General features: G+C 71.4%; 19 protein-coding genes and 1 pseudogene. 7 read left to right on the forward strand and 13 right to left on the reverse strand.

Translation table 11 applies throughout. The annotated features are described in order from the left end of the window. Positions 1 to 126 precede the first annotated feature (126 nt). The gene (locus SMIR_RS03445) at positions 127 to 513 is read left to right on the forward strand and encodes a DUF2795 domain-containing protein (RefSeq protein WP_168497442.1); all 387 of its coding nucleotides are present in this window, start codon (positions 127 to 129) and stop codon (positions 511 to 513) included. Positions 514 to 773: 260 nt separating this feature from the next. Here SMIR_RS03445 and SMIR_RS03455 read toward each other — a convergent pair whose 3' ends face one another. Further along, entirely contained in the window at positions 774 to 1010 is a 237-nt protein-coding gene (locus tag SMIR_RS03455) for a DUF6158 family protein (protein WP_168497440.1), read from the reverse strand. A 218-nt stretch (positions 1011 to 1228) separates the two neighbouring features. Further along, the gene (locus SMIR_RS03460; protein WP_212726491.1) at positions 1229 to 2848 is read right to left on the reverse strand and encodes an ABC-F family ATP-binding cassette domain-containing protein; all 1620 of its coding nucleotides are present in this window, start codon (positions 2846 to 2848) and stop codon (positions 1229 to 1231) included. 426 nt (positions 2849 to 3274) lie between these two features. Between SMIR_RS03460 and SMIR_RS03465 the strand changes: the two are divergent. The 3 genes and pseudogenes from SMIR_RS03465 to SMIR_RS03475 form a co-directional block, all read left to right on the forward strand. Next, a pseudogene (locus SMIR_RS03465) lies at positions 3275 to 3847 on the forward strand (phosphatase PAP2 family protein); the annotation flags it as partial. Positions 3848 to 3967: 120 nt separating this feature from the next. Next, on the forward strand, positions 3968 to 4789 hold the full coding sequence (locus tag SMIR_RS03470; RefSeq protein WP_212726492.1) for a class I SAM-dependent methyltransferase: 822 nt from the start codon (positions 3968 to 3970) through the stop codon (positions 4787 to 4789). A 42-nt stretch (positions 4790 to 4831) separates the two neighbouring features. After that, positions 4832 to 5002 (forward strand): hydrophobic protein, encoded by a 171-nt coding sequence (locus SMIR_RS03475; protein WP_101401845.1) that lies wholly within the window; start codon positions 4832 to 4834, stop codon positions 5000 to 5002. A 169-nt stretch (positions 5003 to 5171) separates the two neighbouring features. On the opposite strand, the gene SMIR_RS03480 is transcribed toward SMIR_RS03475, so the two are convergent. After that, positions 5172 to 7019: a transketolase gene (locus tag SMIR_RS03480; RefSeq protein WP_249938603.1), complete on the reverse strand. Its 1848-nt coding sequence runs from the start codon at positions 7017 to 7019 to the stop codon at positions 5172 to 5174. A 17-nt stretch (positions 7020 to 7036) separates the two neighbouring features. Next, entirely contained in the window at positions 7037 to 8380 is a 1344-nt protein-coding gene (locus SMIR_RS03485; protein ID WP_212726494.1) for an NAD(P)/FAD-dependent oxidoreductase, read from the reverse strand. 180 nt (positions 8381 to 8560) lie between these two features. Here SMIR_RS03485 and SMIR_RS03490 point away from each other — a divergent pair, with 180 nt between their 5' ends. After that, positions 8561 to 8917: a VOC family protein gene (locus tag SMIR_RS03490; RefSeq protein ID WP_101401843.1), complete on the forward strand. Its 357-nt coding sequence runs from the start codon at positions 8561 to 8563 to the stop codon at positions 8915 to 8917. A 143-nt stretch (positions 8918 to 9060) separates the two neighbouring features. Here the strand turns inward: SMIR_RS03490 and SMIR_RS03495 are convergent, their stop codons facing one another. The 9 genes from SMIR_RS03495 to SMIR_RS03535 all read right to left on the reverse strand — a co-directional run bounded on the left by SMIR_RS03495 (position 9061) and on the right by SMIR_RS03535 (position 19252). After that, positions 9061 to 11034 (reverse strand): DUF5107 domain-containing protein, encoded by a 1974-nt coding sequence (locus SMIR_RS03495; RefSeq protein ID WP_168497428.1) that lies wholly within the window; start codon positions 11032 to 11034, stop codon positions 9061 to 9063. A gap of 109 nt (positions 11035 to 11143) precedes the next feature. After that, positions 11144 to 11695, reverse strand: coding sequence for a GNAT family N-acetyltransferase (locus SMIR_RS03500; protein WP_099919797.1), 552 nt, complete (start codon positions 11693 to 11695; stop codon positions 11144 to 11146). Positions 11696 to 11721: 26 nt separating this feature from the next. Beyond that, the gene (locus SMIR_RS03505; protein WP_168497426.1) at positions 11722 to 12663 is read right to left on the reverse strand and encodes a S66 peptidase family protein; all 942 of its coding nucleotides are present in this window, start codon (positions 12661 to 12663) and stop codon (positions 11722 to 11724) included. Continuing rightward, entirely contained in the window at positions 12660 to 14696 is a 2037-nt protein-coding gene (locus tag SMIR_RS03510; protein WP_212726495.1) for a prolyl oligopeptidase family serine peptidase, read from the reverse strand. The genes SMIR_RS03505 and SMIR_RS03510 overlap by 4 nt, the downstream gene beginning before the upstream one ends. 10 nt (positions 14697 to 14706) lie before the next feature. Continuing rightward, entirely contained in the window at positions 14707 to 16023 is a 1317-nt protein-coding gene (locus SMIR_RS03515; protein WP_212728265.1) for a M20/M25/M40 family metallo-hydrolase, read from the reverse strand. A 40-nt stretch (positions 16024 to 16063) separates the two neighbouring features. Next, positions 16064 to 16897 carry a M55 family metallopeptidase gene (locus SMIR_RS03520; RefSeq protein WP_168497422.1) on the reverse strand — a complete coding sequence of 278 codons (834 nt, stop codon included), beginning with the start codon at positions 16895 to 16897 and terminating at the stop codon, positions 16064 to 16066. A gap of 154 nt (positions 16898 to 17051) precedes the next feature. Then, complete coding sequence (locus SMIR_RS03525) at positions 17052 to 17864, reverse strand: SAM-dependent methyltransferase (protein ID WP_212726496.1); 813 nt, start codon at positions 17862 to 17864, stop codon at positions 17052 to 17054. Between the two features lie 53 nt (positions 17865 to 17917). Then, positions 17918 to 18169 carry a hypothetical protein gene (locus SMIR_RS03530; protein WP_248003238.1) on the reverse strand — a complete coding sequence of 84 codons (252 nt, stop codon included), beginning with the start codon at positions 18167 to 18169 and terminating at the stop codon, positions 17918 to 17920. Positions 18170 to 18856: 687 nt separating this feature from the next. Continuing rightward, a complete protein-coding gene (locus tag SMIR_RS03535; RefSeq protein WP_067362236.1) occupies positions 18857 to 19252 on the reverse strand; it encodes a helix-turn-helix domain-containing protein in 396 nt (131 codons plus the stop codon). Between the two features lie 227 nt (positions 19253 to 19479). Between SMIR_RS03535 and SMIR_RS03540 the strand changes: the two genes are divergently transcribed. Both SMIR_RS03540 and SMIR_RS03545 read left to right on the forward strand, forming a co-directional pair. Continuing rightward, on the forward strand, positions 19480 to 19698 hold the full coding sequence (locus SMIR_RS03540) for a hypothetical protein (protein ID WP_067362861.1): 219 nt from the start codon (positions 19480 to 19482) through the stop codon (positions 19696 to 19698). Positions 19699 to 19806: 108 nt separating this feature from the next. Further along, a complete protein-coding gene (locus SMIR_RS03545) occupies positions 19807 to 20025 on the forward strand; it encodes a hypothetical protein (protein ID WP_101401837.1) in 219 nt (72 codons plus the stop codon). Positions 20026 to 20066: the final 41 nt, after the last annotated feature.

Below are 20066 nucleotides of genomic sequence, written 5' to 3' on the forward strand. Positions count from 1 at the left end.
AGAACCGGTTCTCCGGCCGTCATCATGCCGCCTGGCGGTGGAGCTCGTCGTGCCGTTTTCCCACGGACGTGTCGACCCCGGGTCCATGGGTACGCGATCACCGTCCCCGATCCCCTGGAGGGAGTCATGCAGCGAGGCAGCGACCGGCTGAGCGTCCATCGGGACGAAGAGATGAAACACGAACTGCGGGGCCTGCTCAGGTCGGGTCACCCCACCCGGACCGTGGAGTGGCAGGACCCGGAGCCGACGGCCGACGACGACCCGGAGATCGCGCGCGGCCCCGTGGCACCGAACCGCGCGCCCGACTCCATCGAGACGGTGCGGCTGGAACTGGCCCGGTTCCTGAGCCGTACCGCCTTCCCCGCGGGTCCCCGCGGCCTGGCCGACACCCTGCGCGACAAACACGCACCGGATCCCCTGATCGAGGCCGTGGAGCGGCGCCCGCACAAGGCGCGCTACGCCACGGTCCACGAACTGGCCGAATCGGTCGTACGCGCCCGGCGGACGCGGTGAAGAGCGTGTGCGAGCAGGGACCCAACACCCTGGTCACCAGCCGCAAGCCGGACGACCTCAAGGGGTTCGACGAGGCGTTCCTGGAGGAGTTCGCCCGGCAGGCCGCCTGACGGAGTGTCCGCCCTTGCGGTTGCGCCACCATCCGGCGCACCTCGATCCACCGGCGACAGCGGGGACCGGGGGCGGCGGGGGCGGTCCGCAACGGGTGTGCGGGCCGGGCGAGTTCGGCCCGGCCCGTCGTTCAGCACTCCGCCGTTCGTTCAGCACTCCGCCGCGAGGCCCCGCTCCCGGGCTCCGTCGCGCGTACGGCCCGCGGCGACGGGACGGCGCGGATGGCGGCGCAGGTACTCGCCCTCCAACTGCGCCATGCGCATGTTGTGGGTCCGCAGGGCGTCGTTCGAACCGTGCAGCAGTGTGTCGTGGCGGGTGCGGTGGATCGTCTCCAGCTCTTTCATCAGCTGCTGGTCGTCCAGCCGGTCCGGGTCGACTCCGGTCATGGTGGTACCCCGCTCGTCGTGTCCTGCGGCGCGGTCCGGGTAGCCGCCGGGCAGGCGCTGCCGTGCGCGGCGCCCGAGCGGCGTCCGGGAGGGAACCGTGGATTTCGCCGTCCTCCCTCCACTCTACGAACTTCCGGGCCCCCGGTCCTCCGGGAAGCACCGGACGACCGGGACCGGGACCGAGTCCTGGCGGGCCCGAGTCCTACCGGGCCGGAGTCCTACCGGGCACGCTCGACGCGCCGCTCGTCCCACACCGGCTCCGCCGTCTCCCGGATCCTGCCGTCCGAGCCGAAGATCAGATAGCGGTCGAAGGAGCGTGCGAACCAACGGTCGTGGGTGACCGCGAGCACCGTCCCCTCGTATGCCTCCAGACCCTCCTGGAGTGCCTCGGCCGACTCCAGGTCGAGGTTGTCGGTGGGCTCGTCCAGCAGCAGGGCCGTGGAGCCCTCCAGCTCCAGCAGCAGGATCTGGAAGCGTGCCTGCTGGCCGCCGGAGAGCTTCTCGAAGCGCTGCTCGGCCTGGGCGGTCAGCTCGTAGCGGCGCAGCCGGGACATGGCGGCGCCCCGGTCCTGGGAGTGCTCGCTCCACAGGATGTCGAGAAGGGTGCGGCCCTGGAGCTCCGGGTGGGCGTGCGTCTGGGCGAAGTGTCCGGGCACGACGCGCGCGCCGAGCTTCCACTCGCCCGTGTGCGCGACGGTGTCGCCGGCGAGCAGGCGCAGGAAGTGCGACTTGCCGGAGCCGTTGGAGCCGAGCACGGCGACCCGCTCGCCGTAGAAGACCTCCAGGTCGAACGGGTTCATCAGCCCGGTGAGCTCAAGTCCCTTGCAGGTGATGGCCCGTACGCCGGTACGCCCGCCGTGCAGACGCATCTTGATGTCCTGCTCGCGCGGCGGCTCCGGCGGCGGGCCGGCCTCCTCGAACTTCCGCAGCCGGGTCTGCGCCGCCGCGTACCGGGACGCCAACTCATGGCTGATGGAAGCCGCCTGCCGCAGATTCAGCACGAGCTTCTTCAGCTGGGCGTGCTTCTCGTCCCAGCGCCTGCGCAGCTCCTCGAAGCGGGCGAACCGCTCCTGTCGCGCCTCGTGGTACGTCGCGAAGCCGCCGCCGTGCACCCATGCGTCGGCGCCGGTGGGGCTGGGCTCGACGCTGACGATCTTCTCGGCGGCGCGGGACAGCAGCTCTCGGTCGTGGGAGACGAAGAGAACGGTCTTGCGGGTCTCCTTGAGCTTCTCCTCCAGCCAGCGCTTGCCCGGTACGTCGAGGTAGTTGTCGGGCTCGTCGAGGAGCAGTACCTCGTCGGTGCCGCGCAGCAGGGCCTCCAGCACCAGCCGCTTCTGCTCTCCTCCGGAGAGGGTGCGCACCTGGCGCCACTGCGCCTTCTCGTACGGGACGCCGAGCGCGGCCGTCGTGCACATGTCCCAGAGCGTCTCGGACTCGTACCCGCGTACCTCGGCCCAGTCGGAGAGTGCCTGCGCGTAGCTGAGCTGGGCGGCCTCGTCGTCCACGGTCATCATCGCGTGCTCGGCCGCGTCGACGGCCTTGGCGGCCTCCTGTATGCGGGGCGCCGCCACGGAGACGAGCAGGTCGCGCACGGTCGTGTCGTCCCTCACGGACCCCACGAACTGCCGCATCACACCAAGACCGCCGGTCACGGTGACGGTGCCCCCGTGCGGCTTCAGCTCCCCCGAGATCAGCCGCAGCAGCGTGGTCTTGCCCGCTCCGTTCGGGCCCACCAGCGCGACGACGGACCCTTCCCCCACCCGAAACGACACATCGCCGAGCAGCGCCCTCCCGTCGGGAAGGTAGTACTCAAGATGCGCGGCTTCGAGATGTCCCATGGGCAGGCATTCTCCGGCCCCCGGGCCCACGGAGCAAACGCATATCCCCCCGACCCTCCTCGCCCCCGCCGCCCCTACCCGTCCCATCCCAGGGGGCTGCCGCCCCCAGCCCCCCGCATCGGCCTGACGGCCTCGTCCTCAAACGCCGGACGGGCTGAAGACGCGGGTCGCGGTGGAGGCTTTCAGGGGCGTGGCGAACTGCGCGCCCAGCCCCCACCGGCGGGCGGCCAGGCGAATCGGCCCGGTGAGCGATGCTGGGCGCGCAGTTCCCCGCCCAGGGGCGCGGGGAACTGCGCGCCCAGCCCCCAAACACCCGCAGACGTCAAGGCCACCCGGGGGGTCTGGGGGCGGAGCCCCAGGGCGAGGATGGGACGAGTAGGGGCGGCGGGGGCGAGGAAACGGTGGTTCGGCGGGTACGGGGAGCCCATGACCGTCACCCCGGACATCGACCTCACCACCCGCCCCCCGAACCACCACACCCTCCGAAACCACTTTCTCGCAGCAGACTCCCGCCTCTTCGAAGCCATCGCATCCCGCCACTGGCCGGGCTGCGACCCCTTCCTGACCAAACTGAGCCGCAGCGCGAACCACGGCCTGCTGTGGTTCGCCACCGCGGCGGCACTCACAGCGACCCGCACCCCCCACGCCCGCCGAGCCGCCGCGACCGGCCTCGCCTCCCTCACCCTCGCCTCCGCCACGATCAACACCGTGGGCAAGCGCTCGGTGCGCCGCCCCCGCCCACCCCTCGCCCCGGTCCCCCTGACCCGCCGGCTCAAGCGACAGCCGATCACCACCTCGTTCCCCTCGGGCCACTCCGCATCGGCCGCCGCCTTCGCCACGGGCGTGGCACTGGAGTCGCACGGCTGGGGCGCCGCGGTGGTACCGCTCGCCACCGCCGTGGCCCTGTCCCGCGTCTACACCGGCGCCCACTTCCCGAGCGACGTCCTCGCGGGCGCGGCGCTGGGCACGGCGGCCGCGTACGCCGTACGCGGTCTCCTCGCACGCCACCGACCGTGACCGTGCCCACCGTGTCCACATGACAAGACTGGGGTCTCAACATGCGACATGCAGGCGTACGGTGACGCACAACCGACGAGACGACGCGAAGGGGAAACGGTCATGTCGAAGTCGCAGGAGACCGCTGTCTACACGCACGGCCACCACGAGTCCGTACTGCGTTCGCACACCTGGCGCACGGCCGCCAACTCGGCCGCCTACCTGCTCGACTCGCTGAAGCCCCACATGCAGATCCTGGACATCGGCTGCGGCCCGGGCACCATCACCGCAGACCTGGCGGAACTGGTCCCCGAAGGCCACGTCACCGCCGTCGACCACGCCCCGGGAATCCTGGACCAGGCCCGCGCCGTGGCAGCCGAACGCGGTCTGGACAACGTCGAGTTCGGGGTCGCGGACGTGCACGCCCTGGACTTCCCGGACGACACCTTCTGCGTGGTCCACGCCCATCAGGTGCTCCAGCACGTGGGTGACCCGGTGCAGGCGCTGCGCGAGATGTACCGGGTCACCAAGCCGGGCGGTTTCATCGCCGCCCGCGACGCGGACTACTCGGCGATGGCCTGGTATCCCGAGGTGCCGGGCCTGACCGACTGGCAGGACCTGTACCTGCGCGTGGCCCGAGCCAACGGGGGCGAACCGGCGGCCGGTCGCCGTCTCAAGTCGTGGGCACTGGCGGCCGGCATCAAGGACGTCACGGCGACGTCGGACACCTGGACCTTCGCCACCGAGGACGAGCGGGAGTGGTGGGGCGGGCTGTGGGCCGATCGCACGCAGGCCTCGGCGTACGCGGAGCGCGCCACCGAGGGCGGACACGCGACCACCGCGCAACTGCGGGCCGTTTCGGAGGCGTGGCGGGAATGGGCCCGCCAGGAGGACGGCTGGTTCTCCGTCCTGCACGGAGAAATTCTCTGCCGCAAGGAAGCGTGATCCGTCTGCTTCGGGAAACACGGACAGCAGGAGGTACACATTATGGTTCCCATTCTGCTGGTACTACTGCTGGCCCTGATTCTCTTCGGCGCCGGATTCGCGATCAAGCTGCTCTGGTGGGTGGCGCTGGTGGTCATTGTCCTGTGGCTGCTCGGATTCCTGGTGCGCGGAACGAGCGCCTCGGGGAGCAGGGGCCGCTGGTATCGCTGGTGAAGCCATTCCCGTAAAGCTGTTCCCGGAGTCGGCCCGAGGTCTTGTTCAGGCCTCGGGCCGCAGGCATCTCCAGGGCATTTCCATGTCGTATTCGAATTTTCCAGGTCGAATTCAAATCCGGCATCGGACTCAAGATTCAGGTTTCAGGATTCAGCAGGTACGGCTCGGCTCAGCGCACGATCGCCGTCTCCACCAGCAGCCGCGCCGCCGCCGCGATCGACTCCGCGTCGATGCCCGCGGCGTGCAGTTGCTCGGCGGGGGTCGCCGAACCCGGCATCGTACGGACGGCGAGGCGGACCAGACGCGGCACCGGGCGGCCGTCGAGGAAGGCGTCGAGGATCGCGTCGCCGATGCCGCCCTCCTCTCGGTGGTCCTCGACGGTGACGAGGCAGCCGGTCTGTTCGGCGGCCTCGCGCAGGGTGAGGCGGTCGACGGGCTTGACCGAGTAGAGGTCGATGACCCTGACCTGGATGCCCTCGCGGTCGAGCGACTCGGCGGCGGCCAGCGCCTCGTGGAGGGTGACGCCCGCGGCGACGAGCGTCAGCCGGTCCTCGTCACTGGCGCGCAGTACCTTGCTGCCGCCGACGGGGAACTCCTCGGTGGGGCTGTAGATCACCGGGGTGTCCCCACGTGAGGTGCGCAGATAGCGGATGCCCTCGCAGTCCGCCATCGTGGCGACGAGCTTGGCCGTCTGGTTGGCGTCGCACGGGTAGAGCACGGTCGTGCCGTACAGCGCCCGGAACATCGCCAGATCCTCCAGGGCCATCTGCGAGGGGCCGTCCTGGCCGATCGAGACGCCCGCGTGCGAGCCGACGAGGTTGATGTCGGAGCCGCTGATCGCGGCCATCCGGATGAAGTCGTGGGCCCGGGTGAGGAACGCCGCGAACGTGGTGGCGTACGGCACCCAGTCGCGCGCGGCCATGCCGACGGCGGCCGCGACGAGTTGCTGCTCGGCGATGTAGCACTCGAAGAAGCGGTCGGGGTGTTCCTTGGCGAAGAGCTCGGTGCGGGTGGAGTCGCCCACCTCGCCGTCCAGGGCGACGACGTCACCACGGGCGGTGCCGAGCGCGGCGAGCGCCTGTCCGTAGGCGTCGCGGGTGGCGGCCTTGTCCCCGATGTCGTAGCGGGGCAGTTCGAGGTGGCCGGAGCGTACGGCATGCAACACCCTTGCCGGGGGAGGCTGTTGGACCTCCACGTGCAGGTTGCGCACTCCGCCGAGTTCGGCGATCGCCTCCTCGGCGTCCGGCAGCGGTTTGCCGTGCAGGCCCTCGCGGTCCTGGACCGACTCGACGCCCTTGCCCTTGAGCGTGCGGGCGATGATCACGGTCGGCTGTCCCGCGGTGGACTCGGCCTCGGCGTACGCGCGGTCGATGGCGTCGACATCGTGTCCGTCGATCTCCACGGTGTGCCAGCCGAAGGCCTGGAACCGGCGCGCGTACGCGTCGAGGTCGTGGCCGTGCCGGGTCGGGCCGCGCTGGCCCAGCCGGTTGACGTCGATGATCGCGACGAGGTTGTCGAGGTGCTCGTATCCTGCGTGCTCGGCGCCCTCCCAGACGGATCCCTCGGCGAGCTCGCTGTCGCCGCACAGCACCCACACCCGGTAGCCGGTGTGGTCGAGCCGTTTACCGGCCAGTGCGACGCCGACCCCCACGGGCAGCCCCTGGCCGAGCGAGCCGGTGGCGGTCTCGACCCACGGAAGCCGCCGGGGTGTCGGATGCCCTTCGAGCCGGCTGCCGAGCTTGCGGAAGGTGAGCAGTTCGGCCTCGCTGATGGCCCCGGCCGCCCTGTACGCGGCGTACAAGAGCGGTGAGGCATGCCCCTTGGAAAGGATGAAACGGTCATTGCCGTGATGCTGGGGGCGCTCGAAGTCGTAGCGCAGGTGCTTGGCCAGCAGGACCGCCATCAGATCGGCCGCCGACATCGAGGACGTGGGATGCCCGGATCCGGCGGCGGCGGCAGCGCGCACGCTGTCGACACGCAACTGCTGTGCGAGTTCCTTGAGTTGACGGGTGTCCATGGCGTTCACGGTGGTGTTCATGACTCTCCTTTCGGACGGCTCGCGAAGTCGCCGGGGTAACCGGCCACCCGTGCCAGTTCCGGCGAGGCGGTATCCAGCGGCACCGACCACGAGCGGACCAGGCCCAACTGCACGGCCTGGCGCGGCAGTACGGCGTCCAGCAGCCAGTCGGCAGCGACGCGGACGCGGTTGCCGGGCATCGCGGCGAGGTGGTAGCCGCGGGTGACGGCACCGGCGAGGGGGCCGGACAGCGGGATGCCCAGGGGGTTGGCGGCGGCCTGCGCGCCCCCGAGATCGACGGTGAAGCCCAGGTCGCGATGGCGGTAGGCACGTCGGCTCCCGATGCCGAGCGAGGCGGCGACATTGCGCCCCGCGACCCTCCCGTGCCGCCAGGCGTGCTGCGCCGTCATCGGCGTGTACTGCCCCGGCCGCTCAAGATCCGGTACGGCGGCGGCGTCGCCGCACGCGAACACCTCGGGACGGCCCGGCACCTGGAGATATGGGTCGACGAGCAGCCGCCCCCGTTCCAGTGGCTGCCCGAGCGCCTCGACGAGCGGATCGGGCCGTACGCCGACACACCACGTCAGCGTCCGCGTGTCGACGAACTCCCCGTCGCTGAGGCGGACGCCGCTCGGGGTCGCCTCCTCGACCGAGGTCGCCGTGCGCACGTCGACGCCCCGTCGCCGCAGGACGCGGTCGGCGGCGCGGGAGAGCCGCTCGTCCAGCTCGGGCAGGACACGCGGCGCGACGTCGAGCAGCAGCCAGCGCGGCCGCTTGCCCTCCCGCAGCGGTTGCTTGCGTACCAGCGCGTCGGTGAACAGCTGTCCCTGGGCCGCCACCTCGGTCCCCGTGTACCCGGCGCCGACCACCACGAACGTGCACCGCGCGGCACAGGTCTTCGGGTCGTCGGACGCGGCGGCCAGCTCCACCTGCCGGGTCACGTGGTCGCGGAGGTACAGCGCCTCGGGCAGTCCGCGGAAGCCGTGCGCGTACTCGGCGACACCGGGCACGGGCAGCAGCTTGTTCACGCCGCCGACGGCCAGCACGAGACGATCGTACGTCAGCGTGCCCGGCTCGCTCTCGGGATCCGTGTAGCGCACGGTGCGTGCGTCGAGGTCGATGCCGTCGGCCTCGCCCAGCACCAGGCGTACGTGGGGCAGGGTGCCGGGGAGCGAGACGGTGACACGGCGTGGCTCCAGGACTCCGACGGCGACCTGCGGCAGCAGGGGCAGATACAGAAAGTAGTCGGTCGGGTTGAGAAGGGTGATGTCGGCCTTGTGCCGGGTCAGCCGCGCCAGCGTGCGGGCGGTTCGGTACCCGGCGAAGCCGGCACCGACGATGACGATGCGGGGTCGACTCACGGTTTCGCCTCCGGCGATGTCGCTCGTGCCTCGTACGGGGGCTTTCCGCGTCCCCGCGGTCGGGGCACCCAAACCCGGGGGCTCCGGTGATTCCTCCTCGCCCCCGGGGGTCATTCGGTCGTCCGAAGGAGACGTCCGAAACGATCTCGTCCTCCGGCGTGCCCAACTAAGCTCGTCCGCATGGAGATTCTGGGAGCCACGTTGCGGATCTGCGTCGACGACCTGGAGGCTTCGGTCCCCTTCTACGAAAGACTTGCCGGTGGGCGGGCCCTGCGGTTCGAGCGCGGCGGTGTGTCGGTGGCGGCGGTGGGCTGTTTCCTGCTCATGAGCGGACCCGAGGCCGATCTGGACGTCCTGCGGAAGGTCTCCGCGACCATCGCCGTCAAGGACGTCGAGGACGCGCATCGGGTGCTCAGCGAGCTGGGCGCACGGATTCTGGCGGGACCGGTGGGGACGCCGGCCGGGCGCAATCTGATCGCCATGCATCCGGACGGTGTGGTGTACGAGTACGTCGACCGCGGATCCCCGACCCTCTGACCGCTCCCTCGGGGCTTCGCCCCAGACCCCGGGTGTGTTCTTCGACTGCGGGTGAGTGGGGGCTGATCGCGCAGTTCCCCGCGCCCCTCAGGAGCGCCGGCGCGCATCCTTCAGCCCGTCCGGCGTTTGAGGACGAGGAAAGGCTAGTTGGAGGGCGGGCGCATGCGGAAGTCGTAGTGGGGCGGGAGCGGCTCGTCCGTCAGACGGGCCCACAGGGCGGTGATGGTCTCCGCCCCCTCCCGCAGGTCGGCGACCTCGAACGCCTCGTCGAAGACCGCCCGCGCCCCGTCCCGGTCCCCCTCCGCGAGAAGCAGCTCCACCTCGAGCAGACGGAACCGGCCGCGCGCCCGTGTAACGGGCCGCAGTCGATCCCAGACCCGCCGCGCCTCCCCGGTACGCCGCACAGCGAGCAGCGCCCCCACCGCCTCCCGCCCGAGCGCGGCCGTGGCCGCGGTCCAGGCCGGACCGTCGTCACGCCGCTCCTGACACAGGTCGTCGAAGGCCTCGGCGTATCGGTCGGCGGCCCGTTCCCGGTTGCCGGCCTCCTGGTCGGCGACGGCCAGACACCGCAGCAACGGCCAGAGCGACGGGGCGAGTTCGAGCGCCCGCTCCCAGCTGCGCACGGCCTGCGCCAGGTCCCCGGCGTGCCACTGCGCGACGCCGAGGTGGTACTCGGTGAGCGGTTTGGCGGGCGCGGTCTCCAGCATGTCCCGCCAGTGCGGAGCGACCAGGCTCTCACCGGGTGGCCCGACCCGTCGCGGCTCCGGGAAGGCACCGGTCCGCAGGAGCTCCACCCAGGGCGCCTGCGCCTCCCCCAGCGTGGACTCCTGGAACGGCGTGCCGGGCAGCTTGTGGGAGGCGCGCAGCACTTCGAGCGCACCCCAGCCGGACCCGACGGCCAGCACCTCACCGGGCTCGGTGTCGGCGTACGGCAGCCACGCCTCGTACGCCGCGTCGACGTCCCCGCGAGGGAGGACCTCCGACAGCCGGCGTTCCGTCTCCGCCCGCGCGAGCGCCCAGTCCGCCCCGTGCACCGCCCCCGCATCCGCCGCCAGCGGCCCGTACGCCTCCAGCCAGGACACCTCGCTCTCCGCCTCCAGCCGGACATGTTCCAGCTGGGTGCGGGCGAGCCCGGCCTGGATCTCGCAGTAGCCGCCGGTGCCGGGTTCGGTGAGCCATTCCTGCCAGCGCCGTCCGCCCGGACCGGAGCCCCAGACGAACAGCTTGCGCCCGCGCAGCACATCGGTGGACGTCTGCACGAGCCCGTCGCCCGTGTCGTCGAGCGCGGCGATCCAGCGGCGCTGCCCGTCGGGCACCTCGTAGAAGTAGTCGGCGGGGAAGAAGCTGCGCGGCGGATACGTGCGGTCCACTCCCTCGTGCTCCGGTACCGGCACCCTCCGCAGCCGCCGCTCGTACCCGAAGTGCCAGGCCTCGTCCGCGGGGGCCAGCACCCGGCGTTCCTCCGGGACGGCGATGTTGGACCACCAGTACAGGGGCGTGGGCTTCTCGTGCGGATTGCGGACGCGGACGCCGACGTGGAGGAAGTCGGAGCCGTCCGGGAGCCACAGGTCGACCTGGAACGGCAGGTCGCGCAGCCGTTCCCACTCCCACAGGCGGAGCATCTCGCCGCCGTCGGGGGCGGGGACACGGGCGGCGTGCACGGGGGCGCAGGACAGGGTGGTGTGGCCGGTCGCGCCGATGTTCCACTCGATGCCGCCGGAGAACCAGGCTCCGTTGAGGGCGAAGCAGGCGGGCTGCACCACCGGGTTGCGGTAGAGGAGTTCGCGCTGCGAGGGCTTGTGGAACAGCGAGGCCACCCGGCCGCCGTGGCCCGGCAGCACCACGGCCCGCAGCCGGTCGTTCTCGATCACGATCGTGTCGATCCCGCGCGGCTCGCGCCGTCTGTCGTATCCGTCCCGGATGCGCTCGGGCAGGAGGCTCCGCAGCGGCTCGTAGCGCATCTGCCGGGCCATGTCGCGCGGCAGGTCGGCGCCGCTGCGGTCGTCGACGCGGTGTGTCTCGTCGAGCGGCCGCAGGGGTGGCAGCGGGTTGTCCGGGCCCAACTCCGCGACCGGCAGGGTCAGTACGTCACGTCGGATCGTCGTCACGATGACCATGGAACAGGGACATCGACCACCTGACCAGGGTGTCCGCTCGTCAGGATCCGGTCAGGATTCCGCAAAGGCGACGACGGTGCTCGAAGGTCGGTTCGGCTCGACGGGAGGTTCAGCTCGAAGGGAGCATCTCCGAGGTGATCGCCCATCGCTCGTGGTCGCGCCACGCCCCGTCGATGTAGATGAAGTCCGGCGAGAACCCCTCCAGCCGGAATCCGCAGCGCCGGGCGAGGGCGATCGAGGCCGCGTTCCGGGGCTGCACGTTGATCTCCAGCCGGTGCAGCCCCATCGCCCCGAAGGCGTACCGGACCACGAGCCCGAGCCCCTCGGCCATCAGCCCGCGCCCGGTGGCGTGAGCGAAGGCGCCGTAGCCCAGCGCCCCGCACAGGAAGCCGCCCTCGACGATGTTGTTGATGTTGATGAAGCCGGCGATGGCCCCGTTGTCCCGTTCGCAGACCAGGAACCCGGCCTTCGTACGGTCCTCGATGAGCCGCCCCGCGTAGGCGGCGTAGGCGTCGACGCTACGGGGCGGGAAGAGCCAGGGCTGGTGCAGCGCCTTGCTCTCCCGGGCCCGTGCGGTGAACTCGGCACCGTCCTCGTGGGTGAAGTGCCGGATGCCCACGCGGGGCCCCTCGGCAAGATAGGCGGAGGCGTTCTCAGGCATCCCGACACAGTACGCGACGACGGCCTTCACGACAGGTTCTGGGCGAGCGCCGGCTCCTCCAGCGTCAGGGTCCCCGCGTCCGCGTCGAGTTCGGCCCGCACCCCGAACGGAATCGTCAACGCGCCCTCGCCGTGCCCGAATCCGAACTCCTCGACGACCGGCACCCCGAGCCCGCCGAGCCGGTCGGTGAGCAGCGTCCGCACGCGCTCGTACGGCGAGCAGCGCGCCCAGGAGCCGAGCAGGATCCCGGTGACCCCGTCCAGCCAGCCGGCCCGCAGGAGCTGGGTGAGCGCCCGGTCCAGGCGGTACGTCTCCTCCCCCACGTCCTCCAGACAGAGCAGGCCGCCGCGCGCGGAGGTCCGGGCGTGCGGGGTGCCCAGGTCGGCGGCGAGCATGCTCAGGCACCCGCCGAGGAGGACACCTGAGGCGCGGCCGGGCACGAGCGGTGCCGCTCCCCCGCCGGACTCGATCACCCGTACCGCCTCCGGTTCGAAGAGCGTCGCCCGAAGGTGCTCCTGTGCCCGAGTGTTCTTGATGAAGTCGACGGCCGCGACCATCGGCCCGTGCAGGGTCACCAGCCCCGCGCGGTTCGCGAACGCCTCGTGCAGTGCCGTGATGTCGCTGAAGCCGAGGAACACCTTGGGGCCTGCGGCCCGTATCGCGTCCCAGTCGAGGAGGTCGACCATGCGCTGGACGCCGTAGCCGCCGCGGGCGCAGAGCACCGCGGCCACGTCCGGGTCGCACCAGGCGGCCTGGAAATCGGCGGCCCGGTCGGCGTCGGTGCCCGCGAGGTAGCTGAACTCGGGGTGCCGGTCCAGGACATGTGGTGCCACGACGGGGTCGAGGTCCCAGCCGCGCAGGATGTCGAGGCCCGCGGCCAGCCGCTCCTCGACCACGGGCCCGCTGGGCGCGACGACGGCGACGCGGGCCCCGGGGGCGAGACGGGCTGGACGGGTCAGGGCTTTCACTGGGTGGACTCCACGATCGGTGGGACGGATCCCGTCGGCGCTGTGACGGGCTCTTCTCGGGCGGTGAGGTGCAGGGTGGGGATGCCGGGCGGACGCAGGCCGAAGACCTGGGCGTACAGGGAAAGTTCGGATTCCAGGGCCCGCACCATGGTGTCGGCCCGCCGGAACCCGTGCCCCTCGCCCTCGAAGGTGAGGTAGGCGTGCGGTACGCGGCGCCCGGTCGACCGGGCCAGCCTGGCGAGGAACCGTTCGCACTGCGCGGGCGGACAGATGACGTCGTCGAGGCCCTGGAGGATCAGGAAGGGCGCGGTGATGCGGTCGGCGCGCTCGCTGGGCGAGCGTTCCACGTACCGGCCCGGCACCTCGGCGATCGGCCCGATCAGCGTCTCCAGATACTGCGACTCGAAGTCGTGGGTCTCCCCCGAGCCCCATTCGCCGAGGTCGAGGACCGGATAGAGGATCGTGCCGCAGGCGTAGACGTCGGTGCCGGTCAGGGAGGCGGCGGCGGTCCAGCCGCCCGCGCTGCCGCCGCGGATGGCGAGCCGGTGCCGGTCGGCGGTGCCCTCCTCGGCGAGGGCGAGCGCGACGGCCGCGCAGTCCTCGACGTCGACGACGCCCCACTGCTCACGCAGCCGGTTGCGGTACTCCCGCCCGTGCCCCGCCGATCCGCCGTAGTTGACCTCGGCGACACCGATGCCGCGCGAGGTGAAGTAGGCGATCTCCAGGTCGAGGACGAGGGGCGCTCGGCCGGTGGGTCCGCCGTGCGCCCACACGACGTAGGGCGGCAGTTCGTCGCCGGGTGCCACGTGGTCGGGGTGGTGCGGCGGGTAGATGTGGGCGTGGACCTCGCGCCCGGCGGGGCCGGTGAAGGTGCGGATCTGCGGCTCCGGGTAGTGCGCGGGGTCCACCGGGTCGGCGTGGCCGGCGCCGATCACCCTGGCGCGGCCGGTGCGGGCGTCCAGTTCGACGACCTCGTACGCGCTGCGGGGACTGGCGGCGACGCCCACGATCCGGCTGCCGTGGACCGCGAGTGTCGGGGTGAACTCGGTCCAGGGGCCGGCCGCGTCGACGACCTCGCCGGTCTCCGGGTCGAGTATCCCGAGCGCGGTGGCGCCCCGGCCGTGCACGACGGCGACGAGCCCGCTCTCCAGCGGTGCGAACCAGCGGTATCCGATCTTCCACAGCGGCCCGCCGAACTCCTCCTCCCGGGGGCAGACGGGCGTGTCCTCCCCGAGCCGGTACAGGTTCCACCAGCCGGTGCGGTCACTGGCGTACAGGAGCGTGCCGTCGGGGGTCCAGTCCGCCTGGGCGATCGACTCCTCCGGTCCGCCCGCGACGGGCCGCGCGCCGCGCAGGGTGCCGTGCTCGGTGACGTCGGCGAGGATCAGTTCGGTGCCGTCCCAGGGCATGCGCGGGTGGTCCCAGGCGAGCCAGGCCGCCTGCCCGCCGTCGGGCGAGAGCCGGGGTCCTGTGACGAACCGGTGGCTGCCGTCGGTGAGTTCGCGCACCGCGTCGCGGTCCTGCGCCGCCGACCCGTCGAGCGGCACCGCGGCCACGACCCGACGTACGTCGGTGGATCCGTCCCCGGTGAACTCCTCCAGCACACACCACACTTCGCCCTGCTCGGGGCGCAACCGCGGGTCGACCCAGCGCAGTCCGCCGCCCACCGGGGACACGGGAGTCAACGGGCGGGGCCGCGCGTCCGGGGCGTCGGGCTCGTACGCGTAGAGTCGCTGGTCGGCGAAGTTCACGAACACCACGAACGGCCCCTCGGGGCGCATCTCGCCGGCCCAGGGCTGTCCGCCGTACTCGATGACCCGGCTGCGCACGTTCCAGGGGGCCGGCAGCACCGGCTCCTGCGTGCCGTCGGCCTGTCGGCGTACGAGCGTGCGCCGTCCGCCCTCCGTGGGCCGGGGTTCGGTCCACCACGCCTCGTCGCCGACGAAGCCGACGAACTCGGGATGCCCGTCGTGCGCGGCGGCGAGCGCCGCGTCGATGGGCGAGGGCCACGATCCGTACGCCAGGTTCTGCATCCTGTCCTCTCTAGGCCGTGCGCAGGAAGCGGTCGAGGACGCGGACGCCGAAGTGCAGCGCCTCGACGGGAACGCGTTCGTCGACTCCGTGGAAGAGGGCCTGATAGTCGAAGCCCTCGGGGAGCTTGAGCGGGGCGAAGCCGTAGCCGGTGATGCCGAGGCGCGAGAACTGCTTGGCATCCGTACCGCCCGACATGCAGTACGGCACCACGTGCCCCTCCGGCGCGAACTCCTCGACGGCGGCACGCATCTTGGCATACGTCGGCGAGTCCACCGGCGACTGGAGGGCCACCTCTCGGTGGTGGAACTCCCACTCCACGTCCGGTCCGGTGAGCCGGTCGAGAGTCGTGCGGAACTCCTCCTCGCCGCCCGGCAGATAGCGGCCGTCCACGTGGGCGACGGCCTCCCCCGGAATCACGTTGATCTTGTAACCGGCGCTGAGCATGGTCGGATTGGCGCTGTTGCGGACGGTCGCCTCGACGAGCGCGGCGGCGGGCCCGAGCTTGTCGAGGAGCCCGTCGACGTCGTCCAGATCGGCGTCGACGCCGTACAGCTTGGCGAGTTCGGTGAGGGCGGCGCGGACGGTGGGGGTGAGCCTGAGGGGCCACTCGTACGCACCGATCCGGGCGATCGCCTCGGCCAGCCGGGTCACCGCGTTCGCCCGGTTCACCTTGGAGCCGTGGCCCGCCCGCCCGTGCGCGGTGAGCCTGAGCCAGCCGGTGCCGCGCTCCCCCGCCGCGATCGGATAGAGCTCCCGGCCCGCGCCGTCGTGGAAGGTGAACGCCCCGGACTCGCTGATGCCCTCGGTACAGCCCTCGAACAGTCCCGGATGCCGGTCGGCGAGGAACCCGGAGCCGTCCTCCGCGCTCGCCTCCTCGTCGGCCGTGAACGCGATCACCAGGTCGCGCCGGGGCCTGACGCCGAGGCGCGCCCACCGGCGTACGACCGCAAGGATCATCGCGTCCATGTTCTTCATGTCTACCGCGCCGCGCCCCCACACAACCCCGTCGCGGATCTCACCGGAGAACGGGTGCACGCTCCAGTCGTCGGCCTGGGCGGGCACCACGTCGAGGTGACCGTGGACGAGCAGCGCGTCGGCGGACGGGTCGGTGCCTTCGAGACGGGCGACGACGTTCGTACGGCCCTTGATGCGCTCCAGCAGTGTGGGTTCGAGGCCCGCTTCGGCGAGGCGCGCGGCGGCGTACTCGGCGGCGGGGCGCTCCTGGCAGTCGCCGCCGCCCCGGTTGGTGGTGTCGACACGGATGAGATCGGAGGTGAACCGTACGACCTCGTCCAACGACCGCTCGTCCACGGCCCGTTCACTCATGTCCCGTGCTTCCGCGGCCCGCTCGTCCATGGTCCTCCGGTCAGCCATACTGCTCCTCCACCGCGGCCGAGACGATCGTGGTGACCGCCTTGAAGGTGCGAATCCCCTCGTACATGGTGTCGCTGGTGTACACCACCTTGCGCTCCCCGACGGGCCGCACGCCGGGCACGACGGTGGCCGCCATCGACAGGTGTTCGGCGTCGAATTCGAGCGCCACCTTGAACGGGCCGCTCACCAGCGGTTCTTGACGCACCGCCAGGGCTGCCGCCGCCTTGGCCGCGCCCCGGATGTCGGCGGCGGTCCTGGCCGGTGTGCGGCAGACCGCCGCGTAACGCGACACATGGTCCTTGACGGCGACCTTGAGTGCCTCCGGCGCGTAGCCGAGCGCGTCCTCGCAGGTCAGGTCGTCGCCGGTGACGAGCACGACGGGCACTCCGTACTCGGCGACGACATGGGAGTTGAGCAGTCCCTCACTGGCCCGTACGTCGTTCACCCACACGCCGGTGATCGAGTTGGGGAGGTAGGTGTGGGCGAGGACGCCCTCTGTGCCGGCGCCCGTGTGGTAGCCGACGAACGCGATCCCGTCGACGTCTCCGTGCTGGACGCCCTCCACCATGGACAGCGTCTTGTGGCGTCCGGTGATCATCTCGGCCCGGTCGTCGAGCTGCTCCAGCAACAGGTTGCGCATGGACCAGTGGGCCTCGTTGATCAGCACCTCGTCGGCGCCGCCGTCGAAGAAGCCGAGGACGGCGGCGTTGACGTCCGAGGTGAACATCGGCCGGCAGCGCTCCCACTGCGGTGTCCCCGGCAACACGTCGGCGGGCCAGGTCACCCCGGTGGCGCCCTCCATGTCGGCGCTGATGAGGATCTTCACGACACACCCTTCCGGCACAGGTCAGCGGCTGTCTCCATGTCGTGTCACGTTACGTGGCGCCGCACGGCCGGGCCAGGAGGCCGTCCGCGGACGTCACCACGCCGACCGGCGCCGACCAGCCCCGGCCGGTCCCGGCCGGTCCCGGCCGGTCCCGTCAGGGTTTCACGGCGACCGCGCCGTACTGCGGGAGGGCCGCGCCGTCGCCGGGCCGGGCGCGCCAATGGGCGCAGGAGACGAGACCCGGGTCGAGAAGGTCCAGGCCGTCGAAGAAGGTGGTGATCTCGGCGCGGCCACGGGCGGTGATCGGCGGGGTCGCGTTCTCGTTCCAGAAACTCATGGCCGCGACATTGCCCTCGCCGCCGAGCTCGGCGTCGGTGGTGGGGTGGGTCAGGGCGAGACAGCTGCCGGAGGGGAGCGCAGCCATGAGCCGGCGCACGATGTCGCGTGCCTCGTCGCCGTCGAGGACGAAGTTGAGGATGCCCAGCATCATGACGGCGACGGGCCGGCCGAGGTCGAGGGTTCCCGCGGCGCCCCGGATGATGGCGTCGGGGTCGTGGACGTCGGCGTCGAGGTAGTCGGTGGCGCCCTCGGGCGTGCCGGTCAGCAGCGCGCGGGCGTGGGCGAGCACCACGGGGTCGTTGTCGACGTACACGATCCGCGACTCGGGGGCGATCCGCTGGGCGATGTCGTGGGTGTTGTCCAGGGCCGGCAGTCCGGTGCCGATGTCCAGGAACTGCCGTATCCCGCGCTCCCCGGTCAGAAAGCGGACCGCGCGGCCCAGGAAGTCGCGGTCGGCCCGGGCCACGGAGCGGATCACCGGGAACATCGTGGCGACCTGCTCGCCGACCGCCTGGTCGACGGGGTAGTTGTCCCGGCCGCCGATCCAGTAGTTCCAGACCCGGGCGTTGTGCGCCACGCCCGTGTTCAGGTTCCCCGGCTCTCCCGACGGACCTCTGCTCTCCCCCACGGCTTCCCCTCCTGGCACTCCGGCAACGGCTCAGAGGGCTAGCATCGCCCGGATCAGTCCTCGTAAACGGTCAGTACGACACCGTCGAGTTCGATGCGGCGCGGGGTGCCGCCCTCGCCTCGGACGAGAGCGTCCAGGCAGCGCTGGAAGAGTTTGAGCTCCTCCTCGTCGAGGACGGCCGCGGCGAGGTCGAGGAGTTCGGTGAGTGCGCCCTCGGTCAGTATGTCGGGCAGCTCACCTGAGAGGAGGACGACGGACTCTCCCGTACTGCCCCGCACCACTGCGGTGGCGGGTCCTCCGTGCACGAACAGCACATGTCCCCCTGGGTGACACAGGGGTCGTGCGGCTCACGTGCCCCGAGCAGAATGAGAGACTAGCTGCGGATCTTGGGGGTTTCGGCCGTTCTGGATTCTTTTACCGGGAACCCCCGGAAGCGGAACCGGAGCACTCGGACGGGCGTCTTCGCCGTACGGCCCTTGACCGGGCCAAAGCCTCCGGGGCGCCTGCGACGGAGCGAACGCACGGACCGAACCGATGTCAACGTCCCCTTGACGAGGGGCTCCGGCATCCGACGCAGATCCCCGAAAGCACCGCCGCCCAAGTCCATCCGTCCCTACGACGCCATACCGCCCCGCATCACCCGGATGCGAGCCACCCTCGTAGACGCGGACGCACACCGCCGGACATCGGCCCACCCCCGTGGGCATGGGCGTCGCCACCCTCCGCTCCGCCGGGCCACACGACTCCCACGGCGCCCGGAGCACCCTGACGGTGACGGCTGACGACTACTGACCGCCGTCGGGCATCTCCCCGCCATCGGGGCCGGCCACGTAGCGGCGGGCTCCTGGCAACACACCACTCGCCGCGCACCCCGCCGCGGACGGCTCCTGCCGGCCGGTGCCAGGCAGCGCCCGCTGGGGCCCGCCCCGACGGCGAACATCCCGTCGCTCCCGCGGGCGCCGACGCACGCTCGATGCCGCCCCCGGCAGAGGCTAGCCGCGTCGCGCGTCGCGGCCCAGCAAGGATTCGACCAGGGCGGCGACATGGCGGCGGTCGTCGGCCGAGAGTTGCTGGACGCTGGCGATGAGCAGGTCGACCTCGGGGTCGGCGGGTGCGCCGGGCGCACCTTCGGCGGGCGGGGCGTCGGCCGCGTAGACATGGATGCCGCACGCCTCCGCGGCGGCCCGCCGCACGGTGTCCAACGACAGTCCAAGCCCCTTGGACAGCCCCTCCAGCGTGCTGGGCTGGGGCATGCGCACCACCCGCTCGGCCGTGGCCAAGTGGTGGACGGTGGAGCGCGGAATGCCGCCCCGACGTGCCACCTCGCCGTAGGACCAGCCTTCGCGGTCGAGGCGATCTCTGATGATCTGCTGCAGTGCGTTGGCCACCGATGGTCACTTCCTGCTCGCCGCCGGGCGGAACTCTTCCAAGCGGGATCGATTCTACGGGGGGCTTCGCTCCGGCCCCAGAAGTCTTTCCCCGAACCGCTTGCGCGGCGAGCTCCGGGGCTACTACTGTCCAATCTCGTTGGACAGCACGTCCGACCAGATTGGACAGAGTTTGGGGGGAACCAGCCTCTGTCCGATCGGAAATGCCCATCCCTGAGGGGGAATTGATCATGATGGACAACCGTGAGCTCGACACCGAGACCGCCGAGCTGCTGCCGGGTCGCGAGGCCCTCGGTCGGCTGAAGTTCAGCTTCGGCAAGACCGTCAACGTGACCAAGCACGTCGCCAACATCGACGCCTCCAACCAGTCGGCCGCCCTGAACGACCACTCCAGCTGGTCGGACGCGTCGTCGGGCGCCTCGCAGGCCATCAACGTCCACCAGTAATCGGCACCGGAGGCTCGCCCGCCTCCGCATCACGGGATGCTCGCCCGCATCCGCCGCTGCGCCATCACCACACCCGCATCAACGAACCACGTCCCGAAAGGACATCCCATGAGCATGGACATGAACGAGCTGCAGTCCGAGTCCGCCGAGCTGCTCCCCGGCCGCGAGGCCCTCGGCCGCCTGAAGTTCAGCTTCGGCAAGACCGTCAACGTGACCAAGCACGTCGCCAACATCAGCGCCCACAACGAGTCGGCCGCCCTGAACGACCACTCCAGCTGGTCGGTGGCCGAGTCCAGCGCCAACCAGGCGATCAACGTCACGCAGTAACACCCGCCGCGCACAACGGCAGTTCGGCGGACCGCGCCCGG

The sequence above is a fragment of the Streptomyces mirabilis genome, from assembly GCF_018310535.1.
In the GTDB taxonomy this organism is placed as follows: domain Bacteria; phylum Actinomycetota; class Actinomycetes; order Streptomycetales; family Streptomycetaceae; genus Streptomyces.